Source organism: Paraburkholderia sp. J69-1 (genome assembly GCF_905220255.1).
Classification (GTDB): domain Bacteria; phylum Pseudomonadota; class Gammaproteobacteria; order Burkholderiales; family Burkholderiaceae; genus Paraburkholderia.
This window is the reverse complement of the sequence record NZ_CAJMZG010000010.1, coordinates 300,207-325,466: the sequence shown is the minus strand read 5'-3', so window position 1 is coordinate 325,466 and position 25,260 is coordinate 300,207. Positions and strand designations below refer to the sequence as shown.

22 protein-coding genes and 1 tRNA gene are annotated in these 25,260 nt (G+C 63.3%); 8 read left to right on the top strand and 15 right to left on the bottom strand.

The genetic code is table 11. The features are described 5' to 3' along the window. Nucleotides 1–222 precede the first annotated feature (222 nt). Nucleotides 223–1,644 (bottom strand): glutamate--tRNA ligase, encoded by a 1,422-nt coding sequence (gene gltX / locus U5A67_RS20630; protein ID WP_321814490.1) that lies wholly within the window; start codon nucleotides 1,642–1,644, stop codon nucleotides 223–225. On the opposite strand from gltX, the gene U5A67_RS20625 reads away from it, so the two are divergent. Further along, a complete protein-coding gene (locus U5A67_RS20625) occupies nucleotides 1,643–2,143 on the top strand; it encodes a hypothetical protein (protein ID WP_321814491.1) in 501 nt (166 codons plus the stop codon). The two genes, gltX and U5A67_RS20625, sit on opposite strands and share 2 nt — an antisense overlap. Nucleotides 2,144–2,190: 47 nt before the next feature. After that, the gene (locus tag U5A67_RS20620) at nucleotides 2,191–3,153 is read left to right on the top strand and encodes a patatin-like phospholipase family protein (RefSeq protein ID WP_321814675.1); all 963 of its coding nucleotides are present in this window, start codon (nucleotides 2,191–2,193) and stop codon (nucleotides 3,151–3,153) included. A gap of 120 nt (nucleotides 3,154–3,273) precedes the next feature. Here the strand turns inward: U5A67_RS20620 and U5A67_RS20615 are convergent, their stop codons facing one another. The 5 genes from U5A67_RS20615 to U5A67_RS20595 form a co-directional block, all read right to left on the bottom strand. Continuing rightward, nucleotides 3,274–3,987, bottom strand: a complete 714-nt coding sequence (locus tag U5A67_RS20615) for a C40 family peptidase (RefSeq protein ID WP_205981777.1) — start codon at nucleotides 3,985–3,987, stop codon at nucleotides 3,274–3,276. A 160-nt stretch (nucleotides 3,988–4,147) separates the two neighbouring features. Beyond that, nucleotides 4,148–5,767, bottom strand: a complete 1,620-nt coding sequence (locus U5A67_RS20610; RefSeq protein WP_321814492.1) for a dipeptide ABC transporter ATP-binding protein — start codon at nucleotides 5,765–5,767, stop codon at nucleotides 4,148–4,150. Further along, complete coding sequence (locus tag U5A67_RS20605; protein ID WP_415767879.1) at nucleotides 5,764–6,918, bottom strand: ABC transporter permease; 1,155 nt, start codon at nucleotides 6,916–6,918, stop codon at nucleotides 5,764–5,766. The genes U5A67_RS20610 and U5A67_RS20605 overlap by 4 nt, the downstream gene beginning before the upstream one ends. After that, nucleotides 6,872–7,909 (bottom strand): microcin C ABC transporter permease YejB, encoded by a 1,038-nt coding sequence (locus U5A67_RS20600; RefSeq protein WP_205981780.1) that lies wholly within the window; start codon nucleotides 7,907–7,909, stop codon nucleotides 6,872–6,874. Before U5A67_RS20600 ends, U5A67_RS20605 begins: the two co-directional genes overlap by 47 nt. Nucleotides 7,910–7,934: 25 nt before the next feature. Next, nucleotides 7,935–9,767 carry an extracellular solute-binding protein gene (locus U5A67_RS20595; protein WP_241023224.1) on the bottom strand — a complete coding sequence of 611 codons (1,833 nt, stop codon included), beginning with the start codon at nucleotides 9,765–9,767 and terminating at the stop codon, nucleotides 7,935–7,937. Between the two features lie 220 nt (nucleotides 9,768–9,987). Between U5A67_RS20595 and fabI the strand changes: the two genes are divergently transcribed. After that, nucleotides 9,988–10,779: an enoyl-ACP reductase FabI gene (fabI, locus tag U5A67_RS20590; RefSeq protein ID WP_321814493.1), complete on the top strand. Its 792-nt coding sequence runs from the start codon at nucleotides 9,988–9,990 to the stop codon at nucleotides 10,777–10,779. Nucleotides 10,780–10,872: 93 nt separating this feature from the next. Here fabI and U5A67_RS20585 read toward each other — a convergent pair whose 3' ends face one another. The 7 genes from U5A67_RS20585 to cysS form a co-directional block, all read right to left on the bottom strand. Then, on the bottom strand, nucleotides 10,873–11,220 hold the full coding sequence (locus U5A67_RS20585; protein ID WP_205981783.1) for a hypothetical protein: 348 nt from the start codon (nucleotides 11,218–11,220) through the stop codon (nucleotides 10,873–10,875). A 655-nt stretch (nucleotides 11,221–11,875) separates the two neighbouring features. Next, nucleotides 11,876–11,969: transfer RNA gene (locus U5A67_RS20580), tRNA-Ser, on the bottom strand. Between the two features lie 184 nt (nucleotides 11,970–12,153). Further along, nucleotides 12,154–13,404: an aspartate kinase gene (locus U5A67_RS20575; RefSeq protein WP_205981784.1), complete on the bottom strand. Its 1,251-nt coding sequence runs from the start codon at nucleotides 13,402–13,404 to the stop codon at nucleotides 12,154–12,156. A gap of 476 nt (nucleotides 13,405–13,880) precedes the next feature. Further along, nucleotides 13,881–15,311, bottom strand: a complete 1,431-nt coding sequence (gene tilS / locus U5A67_RS20570; RefSeq protein ID WP_321814494.1) for a tRNA lysidine(34) synthetase TilS — start codon at nucleotides 15,309–15,311, stop codon at nucleotides 13,881–13,883. A gap of 47 nt (nucleotides 15,312–15,358) precedes the next feature. Next, nucleotides 15,359–16,330, bottom strand: coding sequence for an acetyl-CoA carboxylase carboxyltransferase subunit alpha (locus tag U5A67_RS20565; RefSeq protein ID WP_205981786.1), 972 nt, complete (start codon nucleotides 16,328–16,330; stop codon nucleotides 15,359–15,361). A 184-nt stretch (nucleotides 16,331–16,514) separates the two neighbouring features. Then, a complete protein-coding gene (locus U5A67_RS20560; protein WP_321814495.1) occupies nucleotides 16,515–17,465 on the bottom strand; it encodes a DNA-3-methyladenine glycosylase in 951 nt (316 codons plus the stop codon). 47 nt (nucleotides 17,466–17,512) lie between these two features. Next, the gene (gene cysS, locus U5A67_RS20555) at nucleotides 17,513–18,910 is read right to left on the bottom strand and encodes a cysteine--tRNA ligase (protein WP_205981788.1); all 1,398 of its coding nucleotides are present in this window, start codon (nucleotides 18,908–18,910) and stop codon (nucleotides 17,513–17,515) included. 292 nt (nucleotides 18,911–19,202) lie between these two features. Here cysS and U5A67_RS20550 point away from each other — a divergent pair, with 292 nt between their 5' ends. The 4 genes from U5A67_RS20550 to U5A67_RS20535 all read left to right on the top strand — a co-directional run bounded on the left by U5A67_RS20550 (nucleotide 19,203) and on the right by U5A67_RS20535 (nucleotide 22,058). Then, nucleotides 19,203–19,904 (top strand): tetratricopeptide repeat protein, encoded by a 702-nt coding sequence (locus U5A67_RS20550; protein ID WP_205981789.1) that lies wholly within the window; start codon nucleotides 19,203–19,205, stop codon nucleotides 19,902–19,904. A 79-nt stretch (nucleotides 19,905–19,983) separates the two neighbouring features. Continuing rightward, nucleotides 19,984–20,571: a peptidylprolyl isomerase gene (locus U5A67_RS20545; protein ID WP_205981790.1), complete on the top strand. Its 588-nt coding sequence runs from the start codon at nucleotides 19,984–19,986 to the stop codon at nucleotides 20,569–20,571. A gap of 135 nt (nucleotides 20,572–20,706) precedes the next feature. Continuing rightward, nucleotides 20,707–21,201 (top strand): peptidylprolyl isomerase, encoded by a 495-nt coding sequence (locus U5A67_RS20540; protein WP_205981791.1) that lies wholly within the window; start codon nucleotides 20,707–20,709, stop codon nucleotides 21,199–21,201. Between the two features lie 44 nt (nucleotides 21,202–21,245). Continuing rightward, complete coding sequence (locus U5A67_RS20535) at nucleotides 21,246–22,058, top strand: UDP-2,3-diacylglucosamine diphosphatase (RefSeq protein WP_205981792.1); 813 nt, start codon at nucleotides 21,246–21,248, stop codon at nucleotides 22,056–22,058. 69 nt (nucleotides 22,059–22,127) lie between these two features. On the opposite strand, the gene cysE is transcribed toward U5A67_RS20535, so the two are convergent. Both cysE and U5A67_RS20525 read right to left on the bottom strand, forming a co-directional pair. Continuing rightward, complete coding sequence (gene cysE / locus U5A67_RS20530) at nucleotides 22,128–22,949, bottom strand: serine O-acetyltransferase (RefSeq protein ID WP_321814496.1); 822 nt, start codon at nucleotides 22,947–22,949, stop codon at nucleotides 22,128–22,130. 221 nt (nucleotides 22,950–23,170) lie between these two features. Then, nucleotides 23,171–24,019, bottom strand: a complete 849-nt coding sequence (locus U5A67_RS20525; protein WP_415767878.1) for an RNA methyltransferase — start codon at nucleotides 24,017–24,019, stop codon at nucleotides 23,171–23,173. A gap of 419 nt (nucleotides 24,020–24,438) precedes the next feature. Between U5A67_RS20525 and U5A67_RS20520 the strand changes: the two genes are divergently transcribed. Continuing rightward, nucleotides 24,439–25,248 carry an inositol monophosphatase family protein gene (locus U5A67_RS20520; RefSeq protein ID WP_321814497.1) on the top strand — a complete coding sequence of 270 codons (810 nt, stop codon included), beginning with the start codon at nucleotides 24,439–24,441 and terminating at the stop codon, nucleotides 25,246–25,248. Nucleotides 25,249–25,260: the final 12 nt, after the last annotated feature.

The window sequence follows — 25,260 nt, the reverse complement described above, 5'->3', positions numbered from 1 at the left end:
CAAAACAGAAGCGAAATTTTAAACTGCATTTTTTCGCTTGTCAAGCACTTTCGAATCATTTTTTTACTACGCTTTGAAGTTTTGGCGAAACTTCGTTGCTTGATTCGAGGTACTTTTCGCAAGATCTGCTGCTTTTCTTGCGTTCCCCGTTCAGAGGAGACCGAATACTACAGGACTTCTTGCCCCGGCGCTAGTGCCAGAGCAAGAAAAACTTCAATTTTTTTACACAGCCGCAGAAATACCCTTTTCGATACGGCTCAGCACCACGTCACGGCCAAACAATTCGAGCACCGCGTCGATCGCCGGGGTGTGCGTCGTGCCTGCCACGAAGAGGCGCACCGGCATCGCCAGTTGCGGCATCTTGAGCTTGTGCGTGGCGAGCGTCGCCTTGAATGCAGCCGAGATCTCCGCCTTCTCCCACTGCGCGCCCTTGAGCGCCGCGAGCAGATCGGCCAGTGCCGGACGCACGGCGTCCGTGACGTGCTGCGTAAGCGCTTCGGCTTCCGGCTGCGGCTCGCGATAGAACATCGTTGCGCTTTCGGCCACTTCCTTGATCGTATTGGCGCGATCCTTGAAGAGCGCGACCACGCCTTCGAGCGGCGCGCCCTGCGCCAGCGCGGCGGCGTCCACACCCAGTTCGGCGAGGAACGGTCGGGTCAGTTCGGCCAGACGCGCGTTATCGACGCTCTTCAGGTAGTGGTTGTTGAGCCAGTTCAGCTTGTTGTGGTCGTACTGGGCCGGCGACTTGCCGAGGTGATCCAGATCGAACCAGTCGACGAACTGCTCGCAGGTGAACACTTCCGCATCGCCATGCGACCAGCCCAGACGCGCCAGATAGTTCAACACCGCTTCCGGCAGATAGCCGGCGTCGCGGTAGCCCATCACGCTCATCGCGCCGTGGCGCTTGCTCATCTTCTCGCCCTGCTCGTTCAGCACGGTCGGCAGGTGGGCATAGACCGGCGGCTCGCCACCGAGCGCGCGCAGGATGTTGATCTGGCGCGGCGTGTTGTTGACGTGGTCGTCGCCACGGATCACGTGCGTGATCTTCATGTCGAGGTCGTCCACCACCACGCAGAAGTTGTACGTGGGCGTGCCGTCCGGGCGTGCGATCACGAGGTCGTCGAGTTCTTCGTTCGAGATTTCGACGCGGCCCTTCACGGCGTCATCCCATGCCACCACGCCCGTCAGCGGGTTGCGGAAGCGCAGCACGGGCTGCACGCCTGCGGGCGGCGTCGGCAGCACCTTGCCCGGTTCCGGGCGCCACGTACCGTCGTAGCGCGGCTTTTCGCCGGCTTCACGCTGACGCTCGCGCAGTGCGTCGAGCTCTTCGGTCGACATGTAGCACGGGTACACGAGGCCCTGCTGCTCCATCTGCGCGAGCACTTCGCGATAACGGTCCATGCGCTGCATCTGGTAGAACGGGCCTTCGTCGAAATCGAGGCCGAGCCAGGCCATGCCTTCGATGATCGCGTCCACGGCTTCGGTGGACGAACGCTCGACGTCGGTGTCCTCGATCCGCAGCACGAAAATGCCTTTGTTGTGGCGCGCGAAGGCCCACGGATAAAGCGCGGAGCGGATGTTGCCGAGGTGGATGAAGCCGGTCGGGCTCGGCGCGAAACGGGTACGGACGGGAGTCGTGGTCATGGGCGAATACTCGAGGACGGTGCCGCCTCGCGGCCGGTACGCGCCGCTTCACAGCGAAGGAAGCGGACCGATCCGGCCGGCGGTGGACGGCGAAGGTTCGCGGCGCAGGCCGCTGCAGTGGCAATTCAACGAGCGGGATCGGCTCGCTGGTCTGCACGGCGCGGCGCCGAAGGCGAACGAAAAAACCGGGAAAATTAGAGACGGGATTATACCCGCCGCACGGCGGATCGACCGTCCCTGGGCAAGGGGGGCAAACGACTGGCCGATTCAGGCGGCGTTCCAGCCGTTTACCGGTCTCCAGGAGGACGAAATCGCGCTATTTATGCGCGTCACATCGCGTTACATGCACAAGACGTGCAGGCTTCGCGCTTTGCCTTATGATGTCGGCGCGCCGGCCCCTCGCCGGCTGGAATCGGTCCGCCCACGCGGGCCGCCAGAACAAATGCGGCGCGCATCACACGCTCAGCCTGCCTACGCGCCGCCTGGAGAAATTGCTTGAAGCCCAGTTCGAAGCCCGCCTTGCAGTCCCCCGCCTCGCAATCCGATTTGCAGAACGATTCCGGGTCATCCGCCGCCGCGCCCTCGGCCTTCTCGCTGCGCCGCCGCCACTTTTCGCTCGCGGCTGCGTCCAGCGTGCTCGCGGCCTGCACGACCGGCGCGCAATCGCCCGAGAACAAGCCGCAGGTTGCCCCGCCGCCGATCGCACGCACGCAGCGCCCGATCCGCGTGGGTCTCGCACTGGGCGGCGGCGCGGCGCGCGGATTCGCGCATATCGGCGTGATCAAGGCGCTGGAGGCGCGCAATATCCAGGTCGATCTGGTGACGGGAACGAGCGCGGGTTCGGTGGTCGCGGCGCTCTACGCCTCGGGCATGAACGGTTTCGCGCTCAACAAACTCGCGCTGACGATGGACGAAGCCTCGATCAGCGACTGGGCCATGCCGTTCCGCACGCGTGGCATCCTGCAGGGCGTAGCACTGCAGAACTTCCTCAACACGACTCTGCATGACCGCCCGATCGAGAAGATGAACAAGCCGCTGGGCGTTGTCTCCACCGATCTGCAGTCGGGCCAGCCGATCCTGTTCCAGCGCGGCAACACCGGCATCGCGGTGCGCGCGTCGTGCAGCATTCCGTCGATTTTCGAACCGGTGAAGATTGGCGGCCACGAATACGTCGACGGCGGTCTGGTCAGCCCGGTCCCGGCTTCGTTCGCGAAGAAAATGGGCGCGGATTTCGTGATCGCGGTGGATATTTCGTCGCGCCCGGAATCGGCTTCGACGCTCAGCCAGTTCGACGTGCTGATGCAGACGTTCACTATCATGGGCCAGTCGATCAAGACCTACGAGCTCGACAAATACGCCGACGTCGTGATCCGCCCGAGCCTGAACGCCATGTCGAGCAGCGACTTCACGCAGCGCAACGCGGCGATTCTCGCGGGTGAAGAAGCCGGTGCGCGCGCGGCGGCGGAAATCGAGCGCAAGCTGGCTGCCGCACGTAGCGCGCAAGCCTGAGTATTCTGAGTATTTTCGGCGCGCCAGACGCAAAAAAGCCTGCTTCGATGAAGCAGGCTTTTTTATGCGCCGGATCGTTAGGCCAAATCCCTCAGCCAGATCCCGCATTGAAGACCGCGATCAGTTGCCGCCGGTCGTATCGAATTGCGCGCTCACGCGCTGCTTGAGACTTTGCTGCTGGTCCGGCGTGAACGAGGTCTCGATACGGCGAGCGCCCGTGAAACGCTTTTCCCAGTAGCCGTCGTCCAGATCGTCAACGCGGATCGTGCTGCCGGTGGACGGCGAGTGCACGAACTTGTTGTCGCCGATGTAGATGCCCACGTGCGAGAACGTGCGGCGCATCGTGTTGAAGAACACGAGGTCGCCCGGCTTCAGGTTGCTCATGCTCACCTTTTCGCCGACACGGCTCATTTCCTCGGCACGGCGCGGCAGGTTCATGCCGAGCGTATCCTGGAACACGTAGCGCACGAAGCCGCTGCAATCGAGGCCCGAATCCGGCGTGTTGCCGCCCCAGCGGTAACGCACGCCAATCATATTCAGGGCGCCAACGACAACGTCGCCTGCCTTGCCAGCCATGCCGGACAGGAAAGCGCGTGCGCCGCCGCCATCGGACGGAGCCGGAGCGGATTGCGTGCTCGACGGTGCGTTCTGGATAGCGGTTTGCGCTTGCGGGAGCGACTGCGAATTCGCCTGGTTAGCCGGGGCGAATGAGACATTCTGGTTAAAGCTGCTAGCTTCGTCGGCAAACGCGCCGTTAGCTGCGGCCATCAGTACGCCGATGAACATGCCGGCGACGACTCGCGTGCAAGCCTGGGTCAGGTATCGGTGCTGCATGGGTCGGTAGAAATTGCCCGTAAATCAGGGAGTTAGAAGAAAAGTTTGGACGATACTAGCCAGATAGTATTTGTGTGTCAAAACAAATAGAAAAATACAATCGCGACGCGCACCTCATTGGTGAATTTCACCAAAAATCCCTCTAAAGTTCCTCGAAGGTTCAACGGTCGAAGGCGGCTTTCAGCAACTTTCGCGTGTAAGGATGCGTGGGGTCGTCAAAGATTTTTGTTACATCTCCGGCTTCGACGATGGCGCCGTTCTGCATGACGGCAACACGGTGCGCCATTGCCCCGATCACCGCCAGGTCGTGGCTGATAAACACGTAGCCCAGGTTGTACTTGCATTGCAGATCCGTCAACAATCGCAAGACCTGCTGCTGGATCGACACGTCGAGCGCGCTGGTCGGTTCGTCGAGCACGATTACGCGCGGCTCCAGCACCAGCGTGCGCGCGATGGCAATGCGCTGGCGCTGGCCGCCGGAAAATTCGTGCGGATAACGTTGCAGCGCCGTGCGGTCGAGACCCACTTCACGCAGCACCGCAACAATGCGCTTGCGCCTTTCGTCGGCGGACAGGTCGGGCCGATGCAGCGCAAGCCCCTCCCCTACGATGCGCTCGATGGTCTGACGCGGCGAAAGCGAACTGAACGGGTCCTGAAAGACCACCTGCAGATGGGCGCGCAGACCCAGCTTGTCACGGCCCTGATAACTCGCGAGCGCGCGCCCCTGGAAGTCCACGGCGCCGCCCGCGGTTCGTTGCAGACCCAACAAGGCCATCGCCAGCGTCGATTTGCCCGACCCCGATTCACCGACGATACCCAGCGTCTCGCCCTGGCGCACCGAAATGCTCGCGTCGTTGACCGCGCGAAAACGACCACGCGTCCACCAGCCCTTGAAGCCCGGCAGCTTCGTCGCGAAATCGACGCTCACGTCTTTCGCTTCGAGCAGCACGGGCGCGATCGGCAACACCGGCAGCACGTTGCGCTCGGGGCGGCTGGCGATCAGCCGCTGCGTGTACGGGTGCTGCGGCGCCTCGAAAATCTGCTCGACCGTGCCGGTCTCCACCAGCCTGCCCTTCTCCATCACGGCCACGCGCTGCGCGAAGCGGCGCACGAGGTTCAGATCGTGCGTGATCAGCAGCACGGACATGCCGCGCCGCGCGGCTTCCTCGCGCTGCAGTTCGAGCAGCAGATCGACGATCTGGCCGCGTATCGTCACGTCGAGCGCCGTGGTGGGCTCGTCCGCCAGCAACAGGCGCGGACGGCACGCCAGCGCCATCGCGATCATCACGCGCTGCCGCTGCCCGCCCGAAAGCTGATGCGGATAGCTGAAAATGCGCCGGCGCGGCTCGGGAATCCCGGTGCGCTCCAGTAGCCCGACCGCCTGCTCGTAGGCCGCCTTTTTCGTCACGCCGTCGTGCAGCACGATGGTTTCGGCAATCTGCTCGCCGATCGTGTACAGCGGATTGAGCGCCGTCATCGGCTCCTGAAAGATCATGGCGATGTCGTTGCCGCGCAGGCCGCGCATCGCGCGCTCGCTTTTCGCGAGCAGATCGTCGCCGTCGAGGCGAATCGCGCCTTCGATGCGCGCATCGCTCAAAAGGCGCAGGATCGCCAGCGCCGTCACGGTCTTGCCGGAACCCGATTCGCCCACCAGCGCCACCCGCTCGCCACGGCCAATCGCCAGCGCGATATCGTCGACGGCAAGCGTGTCGCCAAAGCGCACGCTCAAATGTTCGATCGACAGCAGCGGCGCGTCGATCGTTTCAGGCAACGCGCTCATTGATTGCCTCCGGCTTTCATGGCGTCGGAGATGCGCGTGTCGAGCGCGTTGCGCAGCGCATCGCCCATGAAGGTCAGCAGCAGCAGCGTGACGACCAGCACGCCGAACGTCGACATCGAAATCCACCAGGCGTCCAGATTGCCCTTGCCCTGCGCGAGCAGTTCGCCAAGGCTCGGCGTAGGCGGCGGCACGCCCAGCCCCAGAAAATCGAGGCTCGTGAGCGCGAGAATCGATCCGCTCATGCGAAACGGCAGGAACGTGATGACGGGCGTGAGACTGTTCGGCAGCACGTGACGCCAGATGATCTGCCAGTTCGACAGCCCCATCGCGCGCGCGGCGATCACATAGTCCTGATTGCGATTGCGCAGAAATTCGGCGCGCACGTAATCGGACAAGCCGATCCAGCCGAACAGCGACAGCAGCACGATCAGCAGAATAAAACCCGGCTCGAAAATCGACGCGAAAATGATCAGCAGATACAGCTCCGGCAACGCGCTCCATATTTCGATCAGGCGCTGCCCGACGATATCGATGCGCCCGCCGAAGTAACCCTGAAACGCGCCCGCCAGCACACCGAGGAAGGTGCCGATCGCCGTGAGCACGAGGCCGAATTCCACCGACACCTTGAAGCCATACAGCAGCCGCGCGAACAGATCGCGCCCGCTCGCATCGGTGCCGAGCCAGTTCTGGCGCGACGGCGGCGCGGGGTTCGGCACCTTCGAGAAGTAGTTGAGCGTGTCGTAGTAGTACGGATTCGGCGGATAGAGCGCGAAGTTGCCGGGCGCGTCGAAGCGATGGCGGATATACGGATCGAGATAATCGGCGGGCGTGGGGAAATCGCCGCCGAAGGCCGTTTCCGGATAGTCCTTGAAAAGCGGGAAATACAGATGGCCTTCGTAGCGCACGACAATCGGCTTGTCGTTGCACCAAAGCGGGCCGGCCAGACTCGCCGCAAACGCGACGATAAAGATAATCAGGCTCCAGTAGCCCAGCCGTTGCTGCTTGAAGCGCAGCCAGACGCGCCGCGCGGGCGTGGGCGATTTGAAGGCGCGCACGCTTTCGGTACGCAGGTCGGGTTCGGCGCCGGTGCGGACTCGGTTCAACTCAGCGCTCCAGTTGTTCGAATTGGATGCGGGGATCGACCCACACATAGCAAAGATCGGAAATCAGCTTGGTCAGCAGGCCGATCAGCGTAAACAGATACAGCGTGCCCAGCACGACCGGATAGTCGCGCCGCACCACCGACTCGTACGACAGCAGACCCAGGCCATCGAGCGAAAACAGCGTTTCGATCAGCAGACTGCCCGTAAAGAACGCGCCGATAAACGCCGCGGGAAAACCCACCACGAGCGGCAGCAAGGCATTGCGGAACACGTGCTTCCAGAGCACGGTGCGCTCGGACAATCCCTTCGCGCGCGCGGTCAGCACGTACTGGCGGCGAATCTCTTCGAGGAAGGCGTTCTTGGTGAGCATCGTCGTCACGGCGAAACTGCCGACGACCGAAGCCGTCACCGGCAGCGCGATGTGCCAGAGGTAATCGAGGATCTTGCCGCCGAGCGAAAGCGTGTCCCAGTCATCGGAAGTGAGATTGCGCAGCGGGAACAGTTGCAGGAAAGTGCCGCCGCCGAACAGCACGAGCAGCAGCACGCCCAGCACAAAGCCCGGAATCGCGTAGCCGATCAGCACGACCAGACTCGTGACGAGATCGAAGCGCGAGCCGTTGCGCACCGCCTTGGCGATCCCCAACGGCACCGATATCAGATAGGTCAGAAAGAAGGTCCACAAGCCGATGCTGATCGACACCGGCAGCTTCGACACCACCAGCGACCACACGCTCTGATGATGGAAATAGCTCTGCCCGAGATCGAAGCGCGCGAAGCGGCCGAGCATCAGGAAATAGCGTTGCAGCGGCGGTTTATCGAAACCATAGAGCTGCTTGAGTTGCGCGATCTGTTGCGCGTCCACGCCCGAATGCGCGCGCATGCCGAATGGCATGCCCTGCTCCGCGCCGCGGCGCAGATCGCGCACCGCCTGTTCGACAGGGCCGCCCGGCACGAACTGGATCACGGCGAAAGTCAGCGTGAGTACGCCGAGCAGCGTCGGGATCATCAGCAGCAGGCGTTTGACGATGTAGCTCCACATGATTCTGTGCTCGCTTCGAAGATGATCAGTGCTGCGCCGGCTGTGGCGATGGCTGTGCTGGCTTGCGCCACCACGTCGAGATGATCCAGTCGACCGCGCCATAGTACAGCGGCAACGTCGCCGGATACGCGAGCGTGTTTTTATAGGCCACCCGATGCGTCGCGCTGTACCACTGCGGCACCACATAGTAGCCGTGCATCAGCACCCGGTCGAGCGCGTGCGTGGCGTCGAGCAACTGCTCGCGGGTCTGCGCCTGCATCAACGCCTTGATGATCGCGTCCACGGCCGGCGACTTCAGCCCGATCAGATTGCCCGAGCCCGATTCGCCCGCGGCCTTGCTGCCGAAGCGGTCGAGCTGCTCCGCGCCGGGCACCTGCACGTCGGGAAATTTGATGGTGGTGAGATCGAAGTCGAAGTCGTCGAGGCGCTTCTGGTACAGCGCGAAATCCACCGACCGATAGTTCACGCGGATACCCAGACGCGCCAGCGCCTGCGTGTACTGCGCCATGATCGGCGCCCATTGCGCAGACGCCGCCGTATCGTCGAGCACTTCGATCACGAACGGCTCGCCTTTGGCGTTACGCAGCGCGCCGTCGCGATAGGTCCAGCCTGCATCGGCCAGCAGCGCGCGCGCCTTGAGCAGATTCGCGCGCAGCGATCCCGGCGCATTCGTATCCGGCTGCGCAGGCGGCGGCCCGAACACGGCCGGGTCCAGTTGCTTGCGCAACGGTTCGAGCAGCGCCATCTCGCCTGGCGAAGGCGTGCCTTTGGCCTGCAGATCGGTATTCACAAACCAGCTATCGATCCGCCGATACTGGCTATAAAACAGCATGCGATTGAGCCACTGGAAATCGAGCGCGAGATCGAGCGCCTGGCGCACACGCACGTCCTGCAACTGCGGCTTGCGCAGGTTGATGACGTAGCCCTGCATGCCGGTGCCGTTATGTTGTGGAAACTCGTGCTTCACCAGTTCGCCGCTATCGAACTTCTTGCCGATATCGCGACGCACCCAGTTGCGTGCGACGTATTCGACCAGCGCGTCGTATTCGCCTGCCTTGAACGCTTCGAGCCGCGCGACATCATCGGAATAGAGCTTGTAGACGATGCGTTCGAAGTTATTCTGGCCCACGCGCACGGGCAGATCCTTGCCCCAGTAGTTCGCATCGCGCTTATAGGTGATCGTGCGGCCGTTCGAATAACGGTCGATCACATACGGCCCGCTGCCGATCGGCTCCTCGAACGCGAGTTGATCGAACGCGATACGCGTGCCATCGGCTCGCAGTCCCCACTTGTGCGAAAACACCGGCAGGCCGCCCGCGATCAGCGGCAACTCGCGATTGTTGGTGCGAAACTCGAAGCGGATCGTAGCCGGATCGACCACCACGGCGCGCACGATATCGCTGTAGTAAGCCTGCATCGACGGCGCGGCCTGGCGGCTCTTGAGCGTGTCGAGCGAGAACTTCACGTCGGCGGCGGTGACGGCATCGCCATTCGAAAAGCGCGCGCGCGGATTGATATGGAACGTGACCGAAAGACGATCGGGCGCGACGTCGATATCGTCGGCAAGCAGGCCGTAGGCGGACGCCACTTCGTCCATGCTGCCGGTCGTCAGGCTCTCGAACAGCATGCCGATGCCCGGCGCGACATTGCCACGCAAGGTGAACGGATTGAACTTGTCGAAGCTCGTCGAGCGGTCAGGATTCGCGAGTACCAGCGTGCCGCCTTTGGGCGCGTCCGGGTTCACGTAATCGAAGTGCTTGAAATCGGCCGGATATTTCGGCTCGCCGTATTGCGCGATCGCGTAGACCGCGTGCGCGGCGGGCATCGTGATCCAGCACAGCGCACATGCCGCGCTCATGGCGAGCAGCGCCCGCTGGACCGACGCTGCGCGCCGCCACCAGGCAGGACTCGTTGCTCGTTGCGCCGCCTGCGCGGTCCTGCCTCGCGTTCCTGTCGTCATAGATCGGTGGGTGTCCGGGGTGCCAGGTCTAGTGTGAGAGAATTTTACCCAAACCGCACGGCTGCGCCCTACCCGGCGCGCGATGTCCCGAATGTATCGTTTCCGATCAGGAGCAATCATGGGCTTTCTCGCTGGCAAACGTATCCTGCTGACCGGCCTGTTGTCGAACCGGTCAATCGCCTATGGCATCGCGCAGGCTTGCAGGCGCGAAGGCGCGGAACTGGCGTTCACGTATGTAGGCGAGCGCTTCAAGGAGCGCATCACGGAATTCGCGCGAGAGTTCGACAGCGATCTGATTTTCCCTTGCGACGTCGCCGACGATGCGCAGATCGACGCGCTGTTTGCCGATCTCAAACAGCATTGGGACACGCTCGACGGCCTGGTGCATTCGATCGGCTTCGCGCCACGCGAAGCGATTGCCGGCGACTTTCTCGAAGGCATGACGCGCGAGAACTTCCGCATCGCGCACGATATCTCCGCTTATAGCTTCCCCGCACTCGCCAAAGCCGCGCAGCCAATGCTCGCGAATAACGCCGCGCTGCTCACGCTCACCTACCTCGGAGCGGAGCGCGCGATTCCGAACTACAACACGATGGGGCTCGCCAAAGCCTCGCTCGAAGCGAGCGTGCGTTATCTCGCAGTCTCGCTGGGCGCGCAAGGCGTGCGTGTGAACGGCATTTCGGCCGGCCCGATCAAGACGCTTGCCGCCAGCGGGATCAAGAGCTTCGGGAAGATTCTCGATTTCGTCGAACACAATGCGCCGTTGCAACGCAATGTGACGATCGAACAGGTCGGCAATACAGCCGCATTCCTGCTTTCCGATCTTGCAGGCGGCGTAACGGCCGAGATCGTGCACGTCGATGCAGGATTCAATGCCGTGGTGGGCGGCATGGCGCATCTGTGCGACTAGCAGAAAGAAGCAAAACCAAATTCGTTGCACACGCAACGGCATCGGAAAACAAAAAAGCCGCTTCGAAAAGCGGCTTTTTCAATTCTGATCGGCTTAGCGCCAATGTCCCGGCGGCGGGCCACCGTGGTCCCAACCATGGCCACGGCCCGGGCCGTAACCACCGCCGTGATGGCGATACCAGTCGTCACGGCCCCAGTAGCGGCGGCCATCCCAGTAACGGTCGCCGTGCCAGCCGATCACGACTGCAGGCGCGGCATACACCGGCGCAGGCTGATAAACGACGGGCGGCGGAGGCGGCGGAGCATAGACCGGCTGCGGAGCGACATAAACCGGGGCCGGAATACCGATGTTGACACCGACGCTCACGCCAGCGAAGGCCGCGCTCGATGCACCGATAGCCAAGCCCCCGAGCAGCATTGCAACAACACGAGCGAACTTCATGGACTCACCTTTTGGGGTTGATGTTTTGTTGAAGCCAATATAGCGCAGGCTCCCCAGCCCGCGTATTTCAACTTTGTAATAACTGATGCACAAAAGCACGATGCATTCACCTGGGTAACGTCTCGTTACATCGGGTCGACGCATCGCTGGATGGCTTGTCCAGAAACCGCTTTTATTGCCCTCTTGTTGCGGCTCAATTGCCCAATCGGGCGCGCATGCCATCTCGTAAAGCAAGCGTTTGCGCACTGCACCCACGGTGTTTTCAAGACGGCGACCGGGAGAATAGCATCGCTCGCGTATCGACCGTGAGCAGGTCCGCAGATGTGACGCCGATGAGATGCAAAGACGCAACCGAAGCCTACGACAGCATGCGATATGCCTGCCGAACCGCTTACAAGCGACCTTCCTGGATATTTCGCCTGCTCATCTGCGCGTGAAGCGCGCCCGCACCGCTTCAATTCGGATGCCGAACTATCTTGATCGACGATAGCAAAACGTCTGCACGCGTGGCTCGGCGCTCGTCAGTTCGAAAAAGGAGAAAGTCCCGCAGTCCTACAGAAGCGCAGAATCTGCATCGCGAAAACCGCAGGAAATGGACGCGGAAAAAGAAAAACCCCGCAAGCCGAGACTTGCGGGGTTTCCACCGCCATTTTACTGGCGGAGACGGAGGGATTCGAACCCTCGATCCAGGTTTTGGCCCAGATGCTCCCTTAGCAGGGGAGTGCCTTCGACCTCTCGGCCACGTCTCCCGAAAACTACGTTGGCGCCAGGGAGGCAGCGCAACGAAGCCAAGATAATAGCGGGTTAAAGCCGATCGGTCAATTCATTAGACGCTTTTTTTGCTAACTTTTTTTAGCGAGTGCGTCGAGCAGTTCGAAACCCCTCTCGCACAGCGTCCAGAATGACCTGGCCGGCCGTCACGCCGCCGTCACATCAAGCCTGTTCGAGCTCGAATGCCTTATGCAGCGCGCGCACGGCGAGCTCCATGTACTTCTCGTCGATCAAGACCGAGATCTTGATTTCCGACGTCGAGATCATCTGGATGTTGATGCCCTCTTCCGACAGCGTGCGGAACATCTTGCTCGCCACGCCAACGTGCGAACGCATGCCCACGCCAACCACCGACACCTTCGAGACCTTCGCGTCGCCGAGCACCTTCTCCGCGCTCACGTGACCCTGCACGGTGTTCGTGAGCACGTCGACTGCGCGCTGGTAGTCGCCGCGCGGCACCGTGAACGTGAAGTCGGTCTTGCCGTCCACGCTCTGGTTCTGGATGATCATGTCGACGTCGATGTTCGCGTCCGCCACCGGGCCGAGGATCTGATACGCGATGCCGGGCTTGTCGGGCACGCCGGCCACGATGATGCGGGCCTCGTCGCGCTGGAACGCGATACCCGAGATGACTGCTTTTTCCATGGTCTCGTCTTCTTCAAAAGTGATCAGGGTGCCCGACTTCATTTCCGCGTCGAGGTCCATCATCGGGTCGGTCAGGCTGGAGAGCACACGCGTCTTCACCTGATACTTGCCCGCGAATTCGACCGAGCGGATCTGCAGCACCTTCGAGCCGAGGCTGGCCATTTCCAGCATCTCTTCGAAAGTGATGCGGTCGAGGCGCCGTGCGTCGTCCACCACGCGCGGGTCGGTCGTGTACACGCCGTCCACGTCGGTGTAGATCAGACATTCGTCGGCCTTGAGTGCAGCCGCCACCGCGACTGCCGAGGTATCCGAGCCGCCACGGCCGAGCGTGGTGATGTGGCCTTCGGGGTCGATGCCCTGGAAGCCCGTGATCACGACCACCTTGCCGGCGTCGAGATCGGCCAGCACGCGTTCGCCGTCGATGTCGTTGATGCGCGCTTTGGTGAAGGCGCTATCCGTTTTGACGGGCACTTGCCAGCCGGTGTAGCTGATGGCGTCCACGCCCGCATCCTGCAGCGCGATCGAGAGCAGACCGACGCTCACCTGTTCGCCGGTCGACGCAATCATGTCGAGCTCGCGCGGATTCGGCTGCGGCGAAAGTTCTTTCGCGAGACCGAGCAGACGATTGGTTTCGCCGGACATCGCCGAGGGCACGACGACCATCTTGTGGCCGGCCTTGTGCCATTTGGCAACGCGCTTGGCAACGTTCTTGATGCGCTCCACCGAGCCCATCGAGGTGCCGCCGTATTTGTGTACGATGAGTGCCATTGTCGTTCTGAACTGGAGATGTTACCGCGCTGGCGCACCGAAGACGGTGCTGCCGGAGAGACGGTGAGGCCGTGGAAGACCAGGGAACCGGACCGCGGCAGCGGCTTGGCGCGTGCAGCACACGCGGAATTTGCCCCGGAAGCGCGAAGCCACGCTGGTTCGCGTTCCGCCCGCACACCGCTACGACGTCCTTGCAATCGTCGGATACCGCTCGAAGGAAAAATCGCGCCTTCAGGGAAGTGCGCCGCTTTTGACGGCGTCCGTGAACGCGAAAAAGCGGGCTGGACAAACAACTAACCCTACCCGATCGAGGTCAAAATTACAAGACGAAATTGGCCGACGGGAAGCCAAAAAGGCTTGTGCGGCAAGGATTTGCGGCGTTCCACCAACAGCGCCGCGCGCGCCTTGCGCAACATCGGCAGGATTTGCCGATCATGCCGCGCGGCTGCGCTCCAGACTTCGCACGCCGAATCAGCTCAGGCGATCTGCAGATCTTCGCGCCATTCGATGCGGCGCCAGGTCTGCGGTCGCGCGGCACCCGCTTCGCCAAACGCCGACCGGTTCACGCCGATGCGGGGCACGAACAGCAACGTGTCGCCGCTATAGAGCAGCGGCACATCGCGCTCCCACGCAGGCACGCCGCGCGACTGGAACAGGTTCTTGAGTGTGCGACTCAGGTTCGCGGCTTCGTCGCGCAGACGCTCGCCGCCTTCGCGCTCACGCGCCACCAGCGGCGCACGCTGGAGCACGGCTGCGGGCACTGCGTCCGGGTCGTTTTCGTCGGCGGGCGCGAACACATAGGTGCCGCGCCAATGCGGCAGACGCCAGATTTCTTCGCCACGCCAGTTCAGTTGCACGGGTTCGCGTCTAGCGCCCTCGCCTGCGCCCGGCACAGAAGCCGACGCTGCACGCGCTTCGTCCCAAAGCACCTCGCCGCGATAGCAACGCAGCGTACGACCCGCGTGATCGACTCTTAACGCGTGGTCTTCGCCTTCGCGGGCAATGGCGCGCAACTGACGCAACACATCGGCGAGACGCGCGGTGGAAGCGGCGGGCAGTGCCAGGCTACGCATCCAGTAACGCAGCAGATTGAGCGCGCGCGTATCGTCGAGCGCGATGAGCGCGGCATGGGACAACGCTTCGGGATGATCGGTGCGCGCGGCCTGAAGATCGATGCGGGCGAGTTCGTCGAGCAGACCTTGCGCCGATGCCGCATGCGCGGCCGTGCGCGCCAGCGCCTCGCGAAAACCCGGGAAATGCGCGGAGAGCGCCGGCATCACGTCATGCCGCAATGCGTTGCGCGCATAGCGCGTATCGGCGTTCGATTCGTCTTCGATCCAGCGCAGATCGTACGTGTGCGCATAGCGCTCAAGTTGCGCGCGCAACAAACCCAGCAGCGGCCGCACGCGCGGCACGCCGCCCGCGACCGATCGCACCGGCGCCATCGCAGCGAGTCCCGCCAGACCTGCGCCACGGAGCAATTGCAGCAGCACGGTTTCGGCCTGATCGTCGGCGTGCTGGGCGAGCCAGAGCGATTGCGCGTCGTGCGCGGCGCACATCGCGTCGAGCGCACGATAACGCGCGTCGCGCGCGGCCGCTTCCACACCCGCGGGATCGTCGTGCGCCACGCTCACGCAGCGCGCGTCGAAGCTCACGCCATAGGCCAGCGCCGTGGCTTTGCAGTGCGCAAGCCACGCATCGGCGTTCGGACTCAGGCCGTGATGCACGTGAAGCGCAACGAGCCGCGCCGCGCCGACAGCGTGCACCGCCGCATCGAGCAGCACCGACGAATCGAGGCCGCCGCTATACGCAATGGCGATACGCGCGTCGTCGGGCAGCGCAGAAAGCACAACGCCGAGCGCATCGCGAAGGATGCGCCCGGCGTTGGAATCGGAATGGGCAGTCACGTGTTGACGGCGCTCGCGCGCCGGCTGCAGTGATGACGTCGTGCGCCTTACGCGCCCGGCGTCGTTTCCTTGTACTTGCCGTAAGCCATCAGGCGCTCGAAACGACGCTCCTTGAGTTCGGCAATGCTCATGCCCTGGAACTGGCGCAGCGAGTCGGACAGCGCACGGCGCAGCAGCGCGGCCATCCCCTTCGGATCGCGATGCGCGCCGCCGAGCGGCTCGTTGACGATCTTGTCGATCAGGTTCAGCGCCTTCAGGCGGTGAGCCGTGAGGCCCAGCGCTTCGGCTGCGTCCGGCGCCTTCGCGGCGCTCTTCCACAGAATCGACGCGCAGCCTTCCGGCGAGATCACCGAATAGGTCGAGAACTGCAGCATCATGACCGTGTCGGCGACGGCGATCGCAAGCGCACCGCCCGAACCGCCTTCACCGATGATCGTGGTGATGATCGGCGTCTTCAGCTCGGCCATCACGTAAAGATTGTGGCCGATCGCTTCCGACTGGCCGCGCTCTTCCGCGCCGATGCCCGGGTACGCGCCCGGCGTGTCGACGAACGTGAAGATCGGCAGGCCGAACTTCTCGGCCAGACGCATCAGGCGTTCGGCCTTGCGATAGCCTTCCGGACGCGGCATGCCGAAGTTACGCGCAGCGCGCTCCTTCGTGTCACGGCCCTTCTGGTGGCCGATGATCATGCACGGCTGGCCATTGAAGCGCGCGAGGCCGCCCACGACCGAGAGGTCGTCGGCGAACGAACGGTCGCCATGGAGTTCGTGAAAATCGGTGAACAGCTCGTTCACGTAGTCGAGCGTGTACGGGCGTTGCGGATGACGCGCGATCTGCGAAACCTGCCACGGGCTCAGGTTTGCGTAGAGGTCCTTCGTGAGCTGCTGGCTCTTCTTCGACAGGCGATCGATCTCTTCCGAAATATCGACGGCCGAGTCGTCCTGAACGAAGCGCAGTTCTTCGATCTTCGCTTCGAGTTCAGCGATCGGCTGTTCGAAATCCAGAAACGTGGTTTTCATGTGTTGGAATCCTTGCACTTTGCGGCAGCGCGTATTCTACCCGCGCCAGCCGACGTCGAAATCGGAGCGGAACTATCGACTTCTTGTAACGATAGGAAAATTCTGAGGAAACAGTAAGCTGTTTAAGAAGGGCCGGAACCGCTGCGCCTGACGAATCGCGCAGCCCTGCACCGGCGCCCTGCTCTCAAGCGTGTTCGAGGCTGCGCCACATATACCACGTTGCGACGGTTCGCCACGGCTCCCAGTTGGCGGCCACTTCGCGCGCTTCGCTGCGCGTGACGGGTTCGCCGCTGAAGTAGTTGACGCTGATCGCCTGGATCAGCCCCAGATCGTCGAGCGGCAACACATTCGGGCGCGCGAGATTGAAGATCAGGAACATCTCGGCGGTCCAGCGGCCGATGCCGCGGATGGCCGTGAGTTCGGCGATCACGTCTTCGTCGTCCATCGTGGTCCACTTGCCCACGTGGAGCGCACCGGACACGAAGTGCTGCGCGAGATCGAGGATGTATTCCGTCTTGCGTTTGGACAGCCCGCACGCCGCGAGCTTTTCGTGGCCGAGCTTGATGAACTGCTGCGGCACGAGCTTCGGACACGCGGCTTCCACGCGTTTCCACAGCGCCTGCGCCGCCGCCGTCGAAATCTGCTGACCGACCACCGAACGTGCGAGCGTGACGAACGGGTCGTCGCTGCTCATTAGATGAACGGGGCCGAACTTCGGAATCAGTTTCTTGAGAATGCGGTCGCGCTTGACCAGATCGGCGCACGCCTTGTCCCAGTAGTCGGGGCGCACGACTTCTGGCGCAGCCGTAGCCTGCACCGCATCGCCTGCGCTTTCCGTCTGCGCGACGGGCGCGATGTCGATGGTGGCGCCGTTAGCCTTCGCGCGCGACGGCTTCGCCGCGCCATTGAGCGCATGTGCATCACCATCGGCCTGCACCTGCACCTTTGCGCCGCGTGCGGAACCTGTTTTTACTGTGGCCTTCTTCGCGCCGGCCGCTTTCGCGGCTTCGGCTTCCTGCTGCGCCGCGAGCGCGCCACTGCGCGCCCCACGTCGTGCGGCCTGGCTCGTTTCGTCGCCTGCCGCGCCCGTTAGCGACGCAGACCGCCTGGCCTGCGTCTTCGTGGCCGTTGCCATCCTGCCTCCTGCCTCGCGAATCGATCAGTGGAAACTGGACAGCCCGCTCACACGCGGCGCCACTCGGTCAATCCGCCCGGTTTGTCTTCGAGCGCTACACCGGCATCGAGCAGTTCGGCACGAATCCGGTCCGCCTCGGCATACTGTTTCGCCTGCTTGGCCGCCGTGCGCGCAGCGATCTGTGCTTCGATCGCCGCCACGTCGAGCGCGCCCGCGTCTTGCGCACCCGCAGCCTGCTGCAGGAACGCACGCGGTTCGCGCACGAGCACGCCGAGCACGCGCGCAAGGCGCTGCAACTGGCGCGCCAGCACCGCGTCGTGCGTGCGGTTCACTTCGGTCGCCAGCTCGAACAGCACCGAGATGGCCACAGGCGTATTGAAATCGTCATTCATCGCTGCCTGGAAACGCTGCGCATGCGCTTCGTTCCAGTCGAGCTCGCCCGCATCGGGCGTCACATCCTTGAGCGCGGTGTACAGACGCGTGAGCGCGCCACGCGCGTCGTCCAGATGCACATCGCTGTAATTCAGCGGCGAACGGTAATGCGCGCGCGCCATGAAAAAGCGCACCACTTCGGCGTCATACTTCGCCAGCACTTCGCGGATCGTGAAGAAGTTGCCGAGCGACTTCGACATCTTCTCGTTGTCGATATTGACGAACCCGTTGTGCATCCAGTAATTGACGAACTTCTCGCCGGTCGCGCCTTCGCTTTGCGCAATTTCGTTCTCATGGTGCGGGAACTGCAGATCCTGACCGCCGCCATGAATGTCGAAATGATCGCCGAGCAGCGTGCAGCCCATCGCCGAACATTCGATGTGCCAGCCCGGACGGCCGCGACCATACTGCGAGTCCCAGCTCGTGTCGGCCGGCTCTTGAGGTTTTGCCTGTTTCCACAGCACGAAGTCAAGCGGGTCCTGCTTGGCATCGTTCGCCGCCACACGTTCGCCCGCGCGCAGGTCTTCGAGCGACTTGCCCGAGAGCGCGCCGTAATTCGCGAACTTGCGCACCGCGTAGTTCACATCGCCGTCCGAACCCTGATACGCGTAGCCGTTTTTTTCCAGCGTGCCGATCATGTCGAGCATCTGCGGAATGTACTGGGTCGCGCGCGGTTCGTGATCGGGGCGCGCCACGCCCAGCGCGTCGGCGTCTTCATGCAGCGCCGCGATATAGCGGTCGGTCAGCGCCTTGATGGTTTCGCCGTTTTCCACTGCACGACGAATGATCTTGTCGTCGATGTCGGTGATGTTGCGCACATAGGTCACCTTGTAACCGAGCGTGCGCAGCCAGCGCTGCACGATATCGAACACCACCATCACACGCGCATGGCCAACGTGACAATAGTCGTACACCGTCATGCCGCAGACGTACATGCGTACGACGCCGGGTTCGAGTGGCACGAAATTTTGCTTGTCACGCGCGAGCGTGTTGTAGATGCGCAGTGATTCCATAAAGACGGTGGATACGTGGGTCGAAAGAAATCCGCAGCAGCGCCGACAGCAGCCCGTGGGTGCATGGCACCGCATTGCTCGAGGCTGCATACAGTCGCGCTCAATCAGTCATCAGGCGGAGACGACCACGAGTGGCGAAAGAAAGCCATGCATTTCGCGGGAGCCGACTGCCTGGATCGGGACTGCAACGAACCGTAACAGGTGCTCAACCAGCGCGCTGCAAAAGCGCGCGACGAAAACGCACGGACCTTTTGTTAGAATGGCTCGGAGTATAACACCGCGACCTCACCCTATGAAATCTTCCAGCGGCCGCGCGCCCCGCGCTGCGACCTTTGCCATGGCGGCTCTCGCGAGTGTCGCGTTCGTTCTCGGCGGCGCTTCCAGCGCCTTTGCGGCGCCCCCCGCGACGGCCGACGGCACGCCCGGCGCCGACACCGCCATCGCCCAGCACAACTGGGCCACGGCGCTCACGCAACTGGACGCGCGCATCAAGTCGAACCCGCGCGACGTGCAGGCGAAATTCAAGCGCGCGACCATCCTCGCGCGTCTCGGCCGCGACGACGACGCGATCGAAGCCTTCACCGAACTCACGCAGAGCTACCCCGAACTGCCCGAGCCGTACAACAACCTTGCGGCGCTCTACGCGAAGCACGGTCACTACGACGAAGCGCGTATCGCACTGGAAACGGCCACCAAGGCGAATCCGTCGTACACGCTCGCATGGGAGAACCTGGGCGACCTGTACCTGCGTCTCGCATCGGCGTCGTATCAGCGCGCGAGCAAGCTCGGTCACACGAGCGGCGCGACCCAGCAGCGCCTCGCCGATATCAACAAGATCGTCAATCCGCCGGCCGCCAGCAAGGCCGCCCGCGCGGCTGCCGCAGCTGAAGCCAGCGGCACGCGCGCAGGCCCGATGCTCGACAATCCGGTGTATCAGTTCGGCGGCCCGACCGGGTCGCTCGCGACGCCGCCATTCATGGCGCCGTCGAACTAAGCCGTAGCGCGTCGCCGGCCATCACATAAGATCGACGGCGCGCTTCGACACGTTTTTCCCCGTACTTCCGAGGATACAAATGAAATGGTTGATGTTGGCGCTCGGCAGCGCCGCCCTGATCGCGAACGCACCCGCTTTTGCGCAGTCGGCCCCGCAAGGCCAGGCCGCCCATCCGCAGGTGCTTTTCAAGACCAGTGAAGGCGACATTCGCGTCGAGCTCTATCCCGAGAAAGCGCCGAAGACCGTCGACAATTTCCTCCAGTACGTGAAGGCCGGCCAGTACAACGGCACGATTTTCCATCGCGTCATTCGCGGCTTCATGATCCAGGGCGGCGGCTACACCACGAGCTTCGTCGAGAAGCCCACGCGCGCGCCGATTCCGCTCGAAAGCAAGAACGGTCTGAAGAACACGGCCGGCATGCTCGCGATGGCGCGCACCAGCGACCCGAATTCGGCGACCGCGCAGTTCTTCATCAACACCGTGGATAACGCCAACCTCGACTATCCGAACCCGGATGGCAACGGTTACGCGGTGTTCGGCAAGGTCACGCAGGGCATGGACGTCGTGAAGAAGATCGAAGCGGCGCCCACCACCTCGCGCGGCCCGATGTCCGATGTGCCGCAGAAGGAAATCGTGATCCAGTCGGCTAACGTCGTCGGCAAGTAAGCCCACAGGCGCAAGTCAGCGCCTCACCTCATTCTCCGCGCGGCGCGGCACCGGTACACGCGAAGGCAATACGTCCCGCCTCGTACCGGCGCTGCACCGCCCCATTCCCACCAGCCACAGGTAAAGGATTCCATCATGGTCGAACTGCATACGAACCACGGCGTCATCAAGCTCGAACTCAACGCCGAGAAGGCACCGAAGACGGTCGCCAACTTCCTCGAGTACGTCAAGAGCGGCCACTACGACGGCACGGTGTTCCACCGCGTCATCGACGGTTTCATGATCCAGGGCGGCGGCTTCGAAGCCGGCATGAAGCAAAAGCCGACGCAAGCGCCGATCGACAACGAAGCGAACAACGGTCTGAAGAACGTCCAGGGCTCGATCGCCATGGCACGTACGAACGATCCGCACTCGGCATCGGCACAGTTCTTCATCAACGTGGCCGATAACGACTTCCTGAACCACTCGTCGCCGACGCCGCAAGGCTGGGGCTACGCCGTGTTCGGCAAGGTCGTCGACGGCCTGGACGTGGTCGAGAAGATCAAGTCGGTCAAGACGGGCTCGAAGGGCTTCCATCAGGACGTGCCGGTCGACGACGTCGTGATCGAGAAGGCTGTCATCGTCGACTAAGCTCGACGCACATTAGCTTCAACCTTTAGGCGCACGCTTCATCGATGCTGCAGGAAAAGACACGGGGTTTGGGAATGGCCGCTGCGGGCGTGCCCGGCGAGGGCAAACGTCCGCATGCGGCGCGGCCTTTCCTGTTCATTTCCGATCTGCATTTGAGCGAAGCGATTCCGCGCACGGTCGCCGCGTTCGAACACTTCATCCGTGTGTCGGCCGATCAGGCCGACTCGGTGTTCATACTCGGCGACCTCTTCGAATACTGGATCGGCGACGACATGCTCGTCGAACCCTTCGTCGCGCGTATGGCCGCGCTGATGCATACGCTCTCCGAGCGCGGCATCGCGCTCTACATCATGCACGGCAACCGCGACTTTCTGATGGGCAAACGCTTCATGAAAGCGGCGGGCGCGATCTGGCTGCCCGACCCCATCGCCATTACCGCGTTCGGCACGCGCATCGCGCTCGCCCATGGCGACGCACTGTGCACCGACGATCGCGGCTATCAGTTCTTCCGCAAATTTGCGCGCAACCGGCTTGCGCAGGTGCTATTTCTCGCGTGGCCGTTTCGCGGGCGCCGGGCACTGGCCGAACGCATGCGCCGCAAGAGCGAAGCCGGCCGCGAGCGCCCCGTCGCGCTCAATCCTGCGAAGTACGATGTCACCGCAAAAGGCGTGGCCGCACTTTTCCGGCGCGCGCGCGCGAACACCATCATTCACGGCCATACGCACCGGCCCGCGCGTCATCAGGAACCGGGCGGGACGCGCTGGGTGCTGCCCGACTGGGAACTCGATCACGGCACGCCGCGCGGCGGCTATCTGCGCGTGGATGCCGAAGGATTCAGGATGTTGCCGCTCGATTGAGCGCATCCCACGTGAAAAGAAAAACAGCCGCTCGAAGCGGCTGTTTTCGTATTGGGAACGACCTGCGAATCAGACGTGCGTGGTCGTGTCTTCGTCCGCTTTTGCGGCTTCCTGCGCCACCGCCTCGCCTTCGAAACCGGCCGACAAACGACGCAATTCGACCAACGCCGCGTCGGCGCCATGCAGCGCTTCGAGACGCGCGCCCAGGCGCTCCAGCGCGACGACGATCGCATCCACGCGCTGCGTTTGCGTGGCGGCGTGATCGATCAGACCGTGGATGGCGAGCGAGACAGGATCATCCGCATTCGGCGAGATGCCGTAGGCGCAAAAGCCTTCGCGCGCCGATGCCGGTTTGGCCTGCTCCGGCGCAGCCTTCGCTGGCACGATGATCCGGGCCGGATTGCCCACTGCCGTGCCGCCCGCCGGAACCGGCTTGACGACCACGGCGTTCGAGCCGATCTTCGCCTGCGCGCCCACCGTGAAGCCGCCCAGCACCTTCGCACCCGCACCGACGATCACGCCCGGCCCGAGCGTCGGGTGACGCTTCGCGCCGCGCGTGAGCGACGTGCCGCCCAGCGTCACGCCTTGATAGATCGTGCAGTCGTCGCCGACTTCGGCGGTCTCGCCAATCACGACGCCCATGCCGTGATCGATAAACACACGCCGGCCGATGGTCGCGCCCGGATGAATTTCGATGCCGGTGAGAAAACGCGCGAGTTGCGAGACATAGCGCGCGAGCCAGCGGCGCTTTGCCCGCCAGCAGGCATGCGCGAAACGATGCAGGACGAGCGCATGCAGACCCGGATAACAGGTCAAGACTTCCCAGGCGCTGCGGGCGGCGGGATCGCGCTCGCGGATCGTGGCGATATCTTCGCGAAGTCTATTGAACATGGCAGTCACACGCTGGACGTGGGGAACATGGGGAAGACTGGCCGCGCGTCGCGAACGGAAGTCCGGCGCACGGCTCGCAGCCGGCCTGACGGAACGCTCGCGCGCCTTCAGCAGCCGTGCTGATTTGCTTGTGATGTGGAATCGATTGTAGGCGAAAGGCGCACGACAGCCGGGAAGTCCACGCGGGCAGCAAGGTTGGTCGCCTGGCTGCCCGCCAGCGCTTATTTCGCGCCGCCTTTACCCTTGAGCATGAGGATGTGTTTGGCGATGCCGCGCACGATATTGACTTCCTCGCGCTCGAGCCCCGAACGCGCAAACAGGCGCCGCAAACGCGACATCAGCTTCTTCGGATTGGCCGGATCGAGGAAATCGAGCGCGATCAGCGCGTTTTCGAGATGCACGTACATGCGCTCGATGTCGTCGCTGGTGGCGAGCGGCGTGCCCGACGCACCGGCTCCGCCAGCCGCGCCATCGCCCGCCGCGGGCAAGGCCAGACCCGCGCCTTCCCCATCGAGATAAGCGACGCGCAGCTCATAAGCTAGCACCTGCACCGCCTGCGCCAGATTGAGCGAGCTATAGGCCGGATTGGCCGGAATATGCGCAAGCGCGCTGCAGCGCTCGACGTCTTCGTTCGAAAGCCCCGTGCGCTCGTTGCCGAACACCAGCGCGATATCGCCGTGCGCGACCTGGCGGCAGGCGTCCTGCACGGCCTGACGCGGCGCGCCGGGCGGCGGACCGTATTCGCGCATGCGCGCCGTGAGCGCCAGCGACCATTGGGTGCCGATCAGCGCATCGGCGAGCGTCGGAACGATGTGGGCGGCGGCAAGCACGTCGTCGGCGCCGCTGGCCATGGCGATCGCTTCGGGATCGAGCTGGACCTGCGGCACGCGCGGGGCGACCAGCACCAGACGCGAAAAACCCATGGTCTTGAGCGCGCGCGCCGCCGCGCCGACGTTGCCGGGATGACTCGGTTCGACCAGCACGAAGCGTGTGGAGGTGAAACCGCCGCGCAGCGGCTCGTGGGCGTCGCCGGCGGCGTGAACGGTATTGGATTCGGGGGGCTGCACCAAGATGAATCTCGAAGAACGGCGTAAGGAAAGGCGTATGTTATCGCGCCTCGCCACGGCGGCCTATTGGATACGGCGGGAAGCGGCGAGGTAAGCCGGCCCTCGAACGACAGCCCCCGTCCCGCAGGCATTCGCGTAATCCCGTACACGGCCAGCCCAGACGCCCCAGACTCGGGTAAAATACGAGATTCGCGCGCGTTTTTCGGCCAGCGTTCCGGTCACTTGTCTGAAGATTGACCGGCCACCGGGACTCCCGCGCACCGCTCTTATCCAATTCGTCTCCGTTGGCGGGACAGGTTCCGCCAGGCTGCGCAGCTCGAACGCGCGGCTTGCGTCCTGTCCAATCGTTAGACGCTCTTATCTTCGGCACCCCCGTGCGCCGCGCTGCCCGCGCGCGCCGGATTACAAGGATATCCAGGCTCATGCATCCCATGCTCAACATTGCTGTCAAGGCCGCGCGCCGCGCCGGACAGATCATCAACCGCGCGTCGCTCGATCTCGACCTCGTGCAGGTTTCGAAGAAGCAGCACAACGATTTCGTCACGGAGGTCGACAAGGCCGCCGAAGCCGCCATCATCGAGACGCTCAAGACCGCGTACCCCGACCACGCCATCCTCGCCGAGGAATCGGGCGATTCGGGCGACGAGTCCGAATACCAGTGGATCATCGATCCGCTCGACGGCACCACCAACTTCATCCACGGTTTCCAGTACTACTGCGTCTCGATCGCGCTCGTGCACAAGGGCATCGTCACGCAGGCCGTCGTCTATGACCCCACGCGCAACGACCTGTTTACCGCTTCGCGCGGCCGTGGCGCATTCCTGAACGACCGCCGCATCCGCGTGGGCCGCCGCGACCGTCTGGCCGATGGCCTGATCGGCACGGGCTTCCCGTTCCGCGAAAAGGACGGCCTGGAAAGCTACTGCGACCTGTTCGCCGAAATGACCAACGCCTGCGCCGGCCTGCGCCGCCCGGGCGCGGCAGCGCTCGATCTGGCGAACGTCGCTGCCGGCCGCATGGACGGCTTCTTCGAACAGGGCCTCAATCCGTGGGACGTCGCTGCAGGCGCACTGCTGATCACCGAAGCCGGCGGCCTGGTGGGCAACTACACGGGCGATTCGGACTTCCTGCACGTGGGCGAAGTCGTCGCGGGCAACCCGAAGATCTACGCACAAATGGTGCCGATCCTCTCGAAGTACACGCGCATCAAGAAGGAAACGAAGGAAGCCTGATCGCGCTTCACA

What these genes read in the sequence shown, in the direction of transcription:
- U5A67_RS20625 (WP_321814491.1), top strand. Translation starts at nt 1,643, where the DNA reads ATGGGCGAATACTCGAGGACGGTGCCGCCTCGCGGCCGGTACGCGCCG.
- gltX (WP_321814490.1), bottom strand. Translation starts at nt 1,644, where the DNA reads ATGACCACGACTCCCGTCCGTACCCGTTTCGCGCCGAGCCCGACCGGC.
- U5A67_RS20615 (WP_205981777.1), bottom strand. Translation starts at nt 3,987, where the DNA reads ATGCAGCACCGATACCTGACCCAGGCTTGCACGCGAGTCGTCGCCGGC.
- U5A67_RS20610 (WP_321814492.1), bottom strand. Translation starts at nt 5,767, where the DNA reads ATGAGCGCGTTGCCTGAAACGATCGACGCGCCGCTGCTGTCGATCGAA.
- U5A67_RS20605 (WP_415767879.1), bottom strand. Translation starts at nt 6,918, where the DNA reads ATGTGTGGGTCGATCCCCGCATCCAATTCGAACAACTGGAGCGCTGAG.
- U5A67_RS20600 (WP_205981780.1), bottom strand. Translation starts at nt 7,909, where the DNA reads ATGTGGAGCTACATCGTCAAACGCCTGCTGCTGATGATCCCGACGCTG.
- U5A67_RS20595 (WP_241023224.1), bottom strand. Translation starts at nt 9,767, where the DNA reads ATGAGCGCGGCATGTGCGCTGTGCTGGATCACGATGCCCGCCGCGCAC.
- fabI (WP_321814493.1), top strand. Translation starts at nt 9,988, where the DNA reads ATGGGCTTTCTCGCTGGCAAACGTATCCTGCTGACCGGCCTGTTGTCG.
- U5A67_RS20585 (WP_205981783.1), bottom strand. Translation starts at nt 11,220, where the DNA reads ATGAAGTTCGCTCGTGTTGTTGCAATGCTGCTCGGGGGCTTGGCTATC.
- U5A67_RS20575 (WP_205981784.1), bottom strand. Translation starts at nt 13,404, where the DNA reads ATGGCACTCATCGTACACAAATACGGCGGCACCTCGATGGGCTCGGTG.
- U5A67_RS20565 (WP_205981786.1), bottom strand. Translation starts at nt 16,330, where the DNA reads ATGAAAACCACGTTTCTGGATTTCGAACAGCCGATCGCTGAACTCGAA.
- U5A67_RS20560 (WP_321814495.1), bottom strand. Translation starts at nt 17,465, where the DNA reads ATGGCAACGGCCACGAAGACGCAGGCCAGGCGGTCTGCGTCGCTAACG.
- cysS (WP_205981788.1), bottom strand. Translation starts at nt 18,910, where the DNA reads ATGGAATCACTGCGCATCTACAACACGCTCGCGCGTGACAAGCAAAAT.
- U5A67_RS20550 (WP_205981789.1), top strand. Translation starts at nt 19,203, where the DNA reads ATGAAATCTTCCAGCGGCCGCGCGCCCCGCGCTGCGACCTTTGCCATG.
- U5A67_RS20545 (WP_205981790.1), top strand. Translation starts at nt 19,984, where the DNA reads ATGAAATGGTTGATGTTGGCGCTCGGCAGCGCCGCCCTGATCGCGAAC.
- U5A67_RS20540 (WP_205981791.1), top strand. Translation starts at nt 20,707, where the DNA reads ATGGTCGAACTGCATACGAACCACGGCGTCATCAAGCTCGAACTCAAC.
- U5A67_RS20535 (WP_205981792.1), top strand. Translation starts at nt 21,246, where the DNA reads ATGCTGCAGGAAAAGACACGGGGTTTGGGAATGGCCGCTGCGGGCGTG.
- cysE (WP_321814496.1), bottom strand. Translation starts at nt 22,949, where the DNA reads ATGTTCAATAGACTTCGCGAAGATATCGCCACGATCCGCGAGCGCGAT.
- U5A67_RS20520 (WP_321814497.1), top strand. Translation starts at nt 24,439, where the DNA reads ATGCATCCCATGCTCAACATTGCTGTCAAGGCCGCGCGCCGCGCCGGA.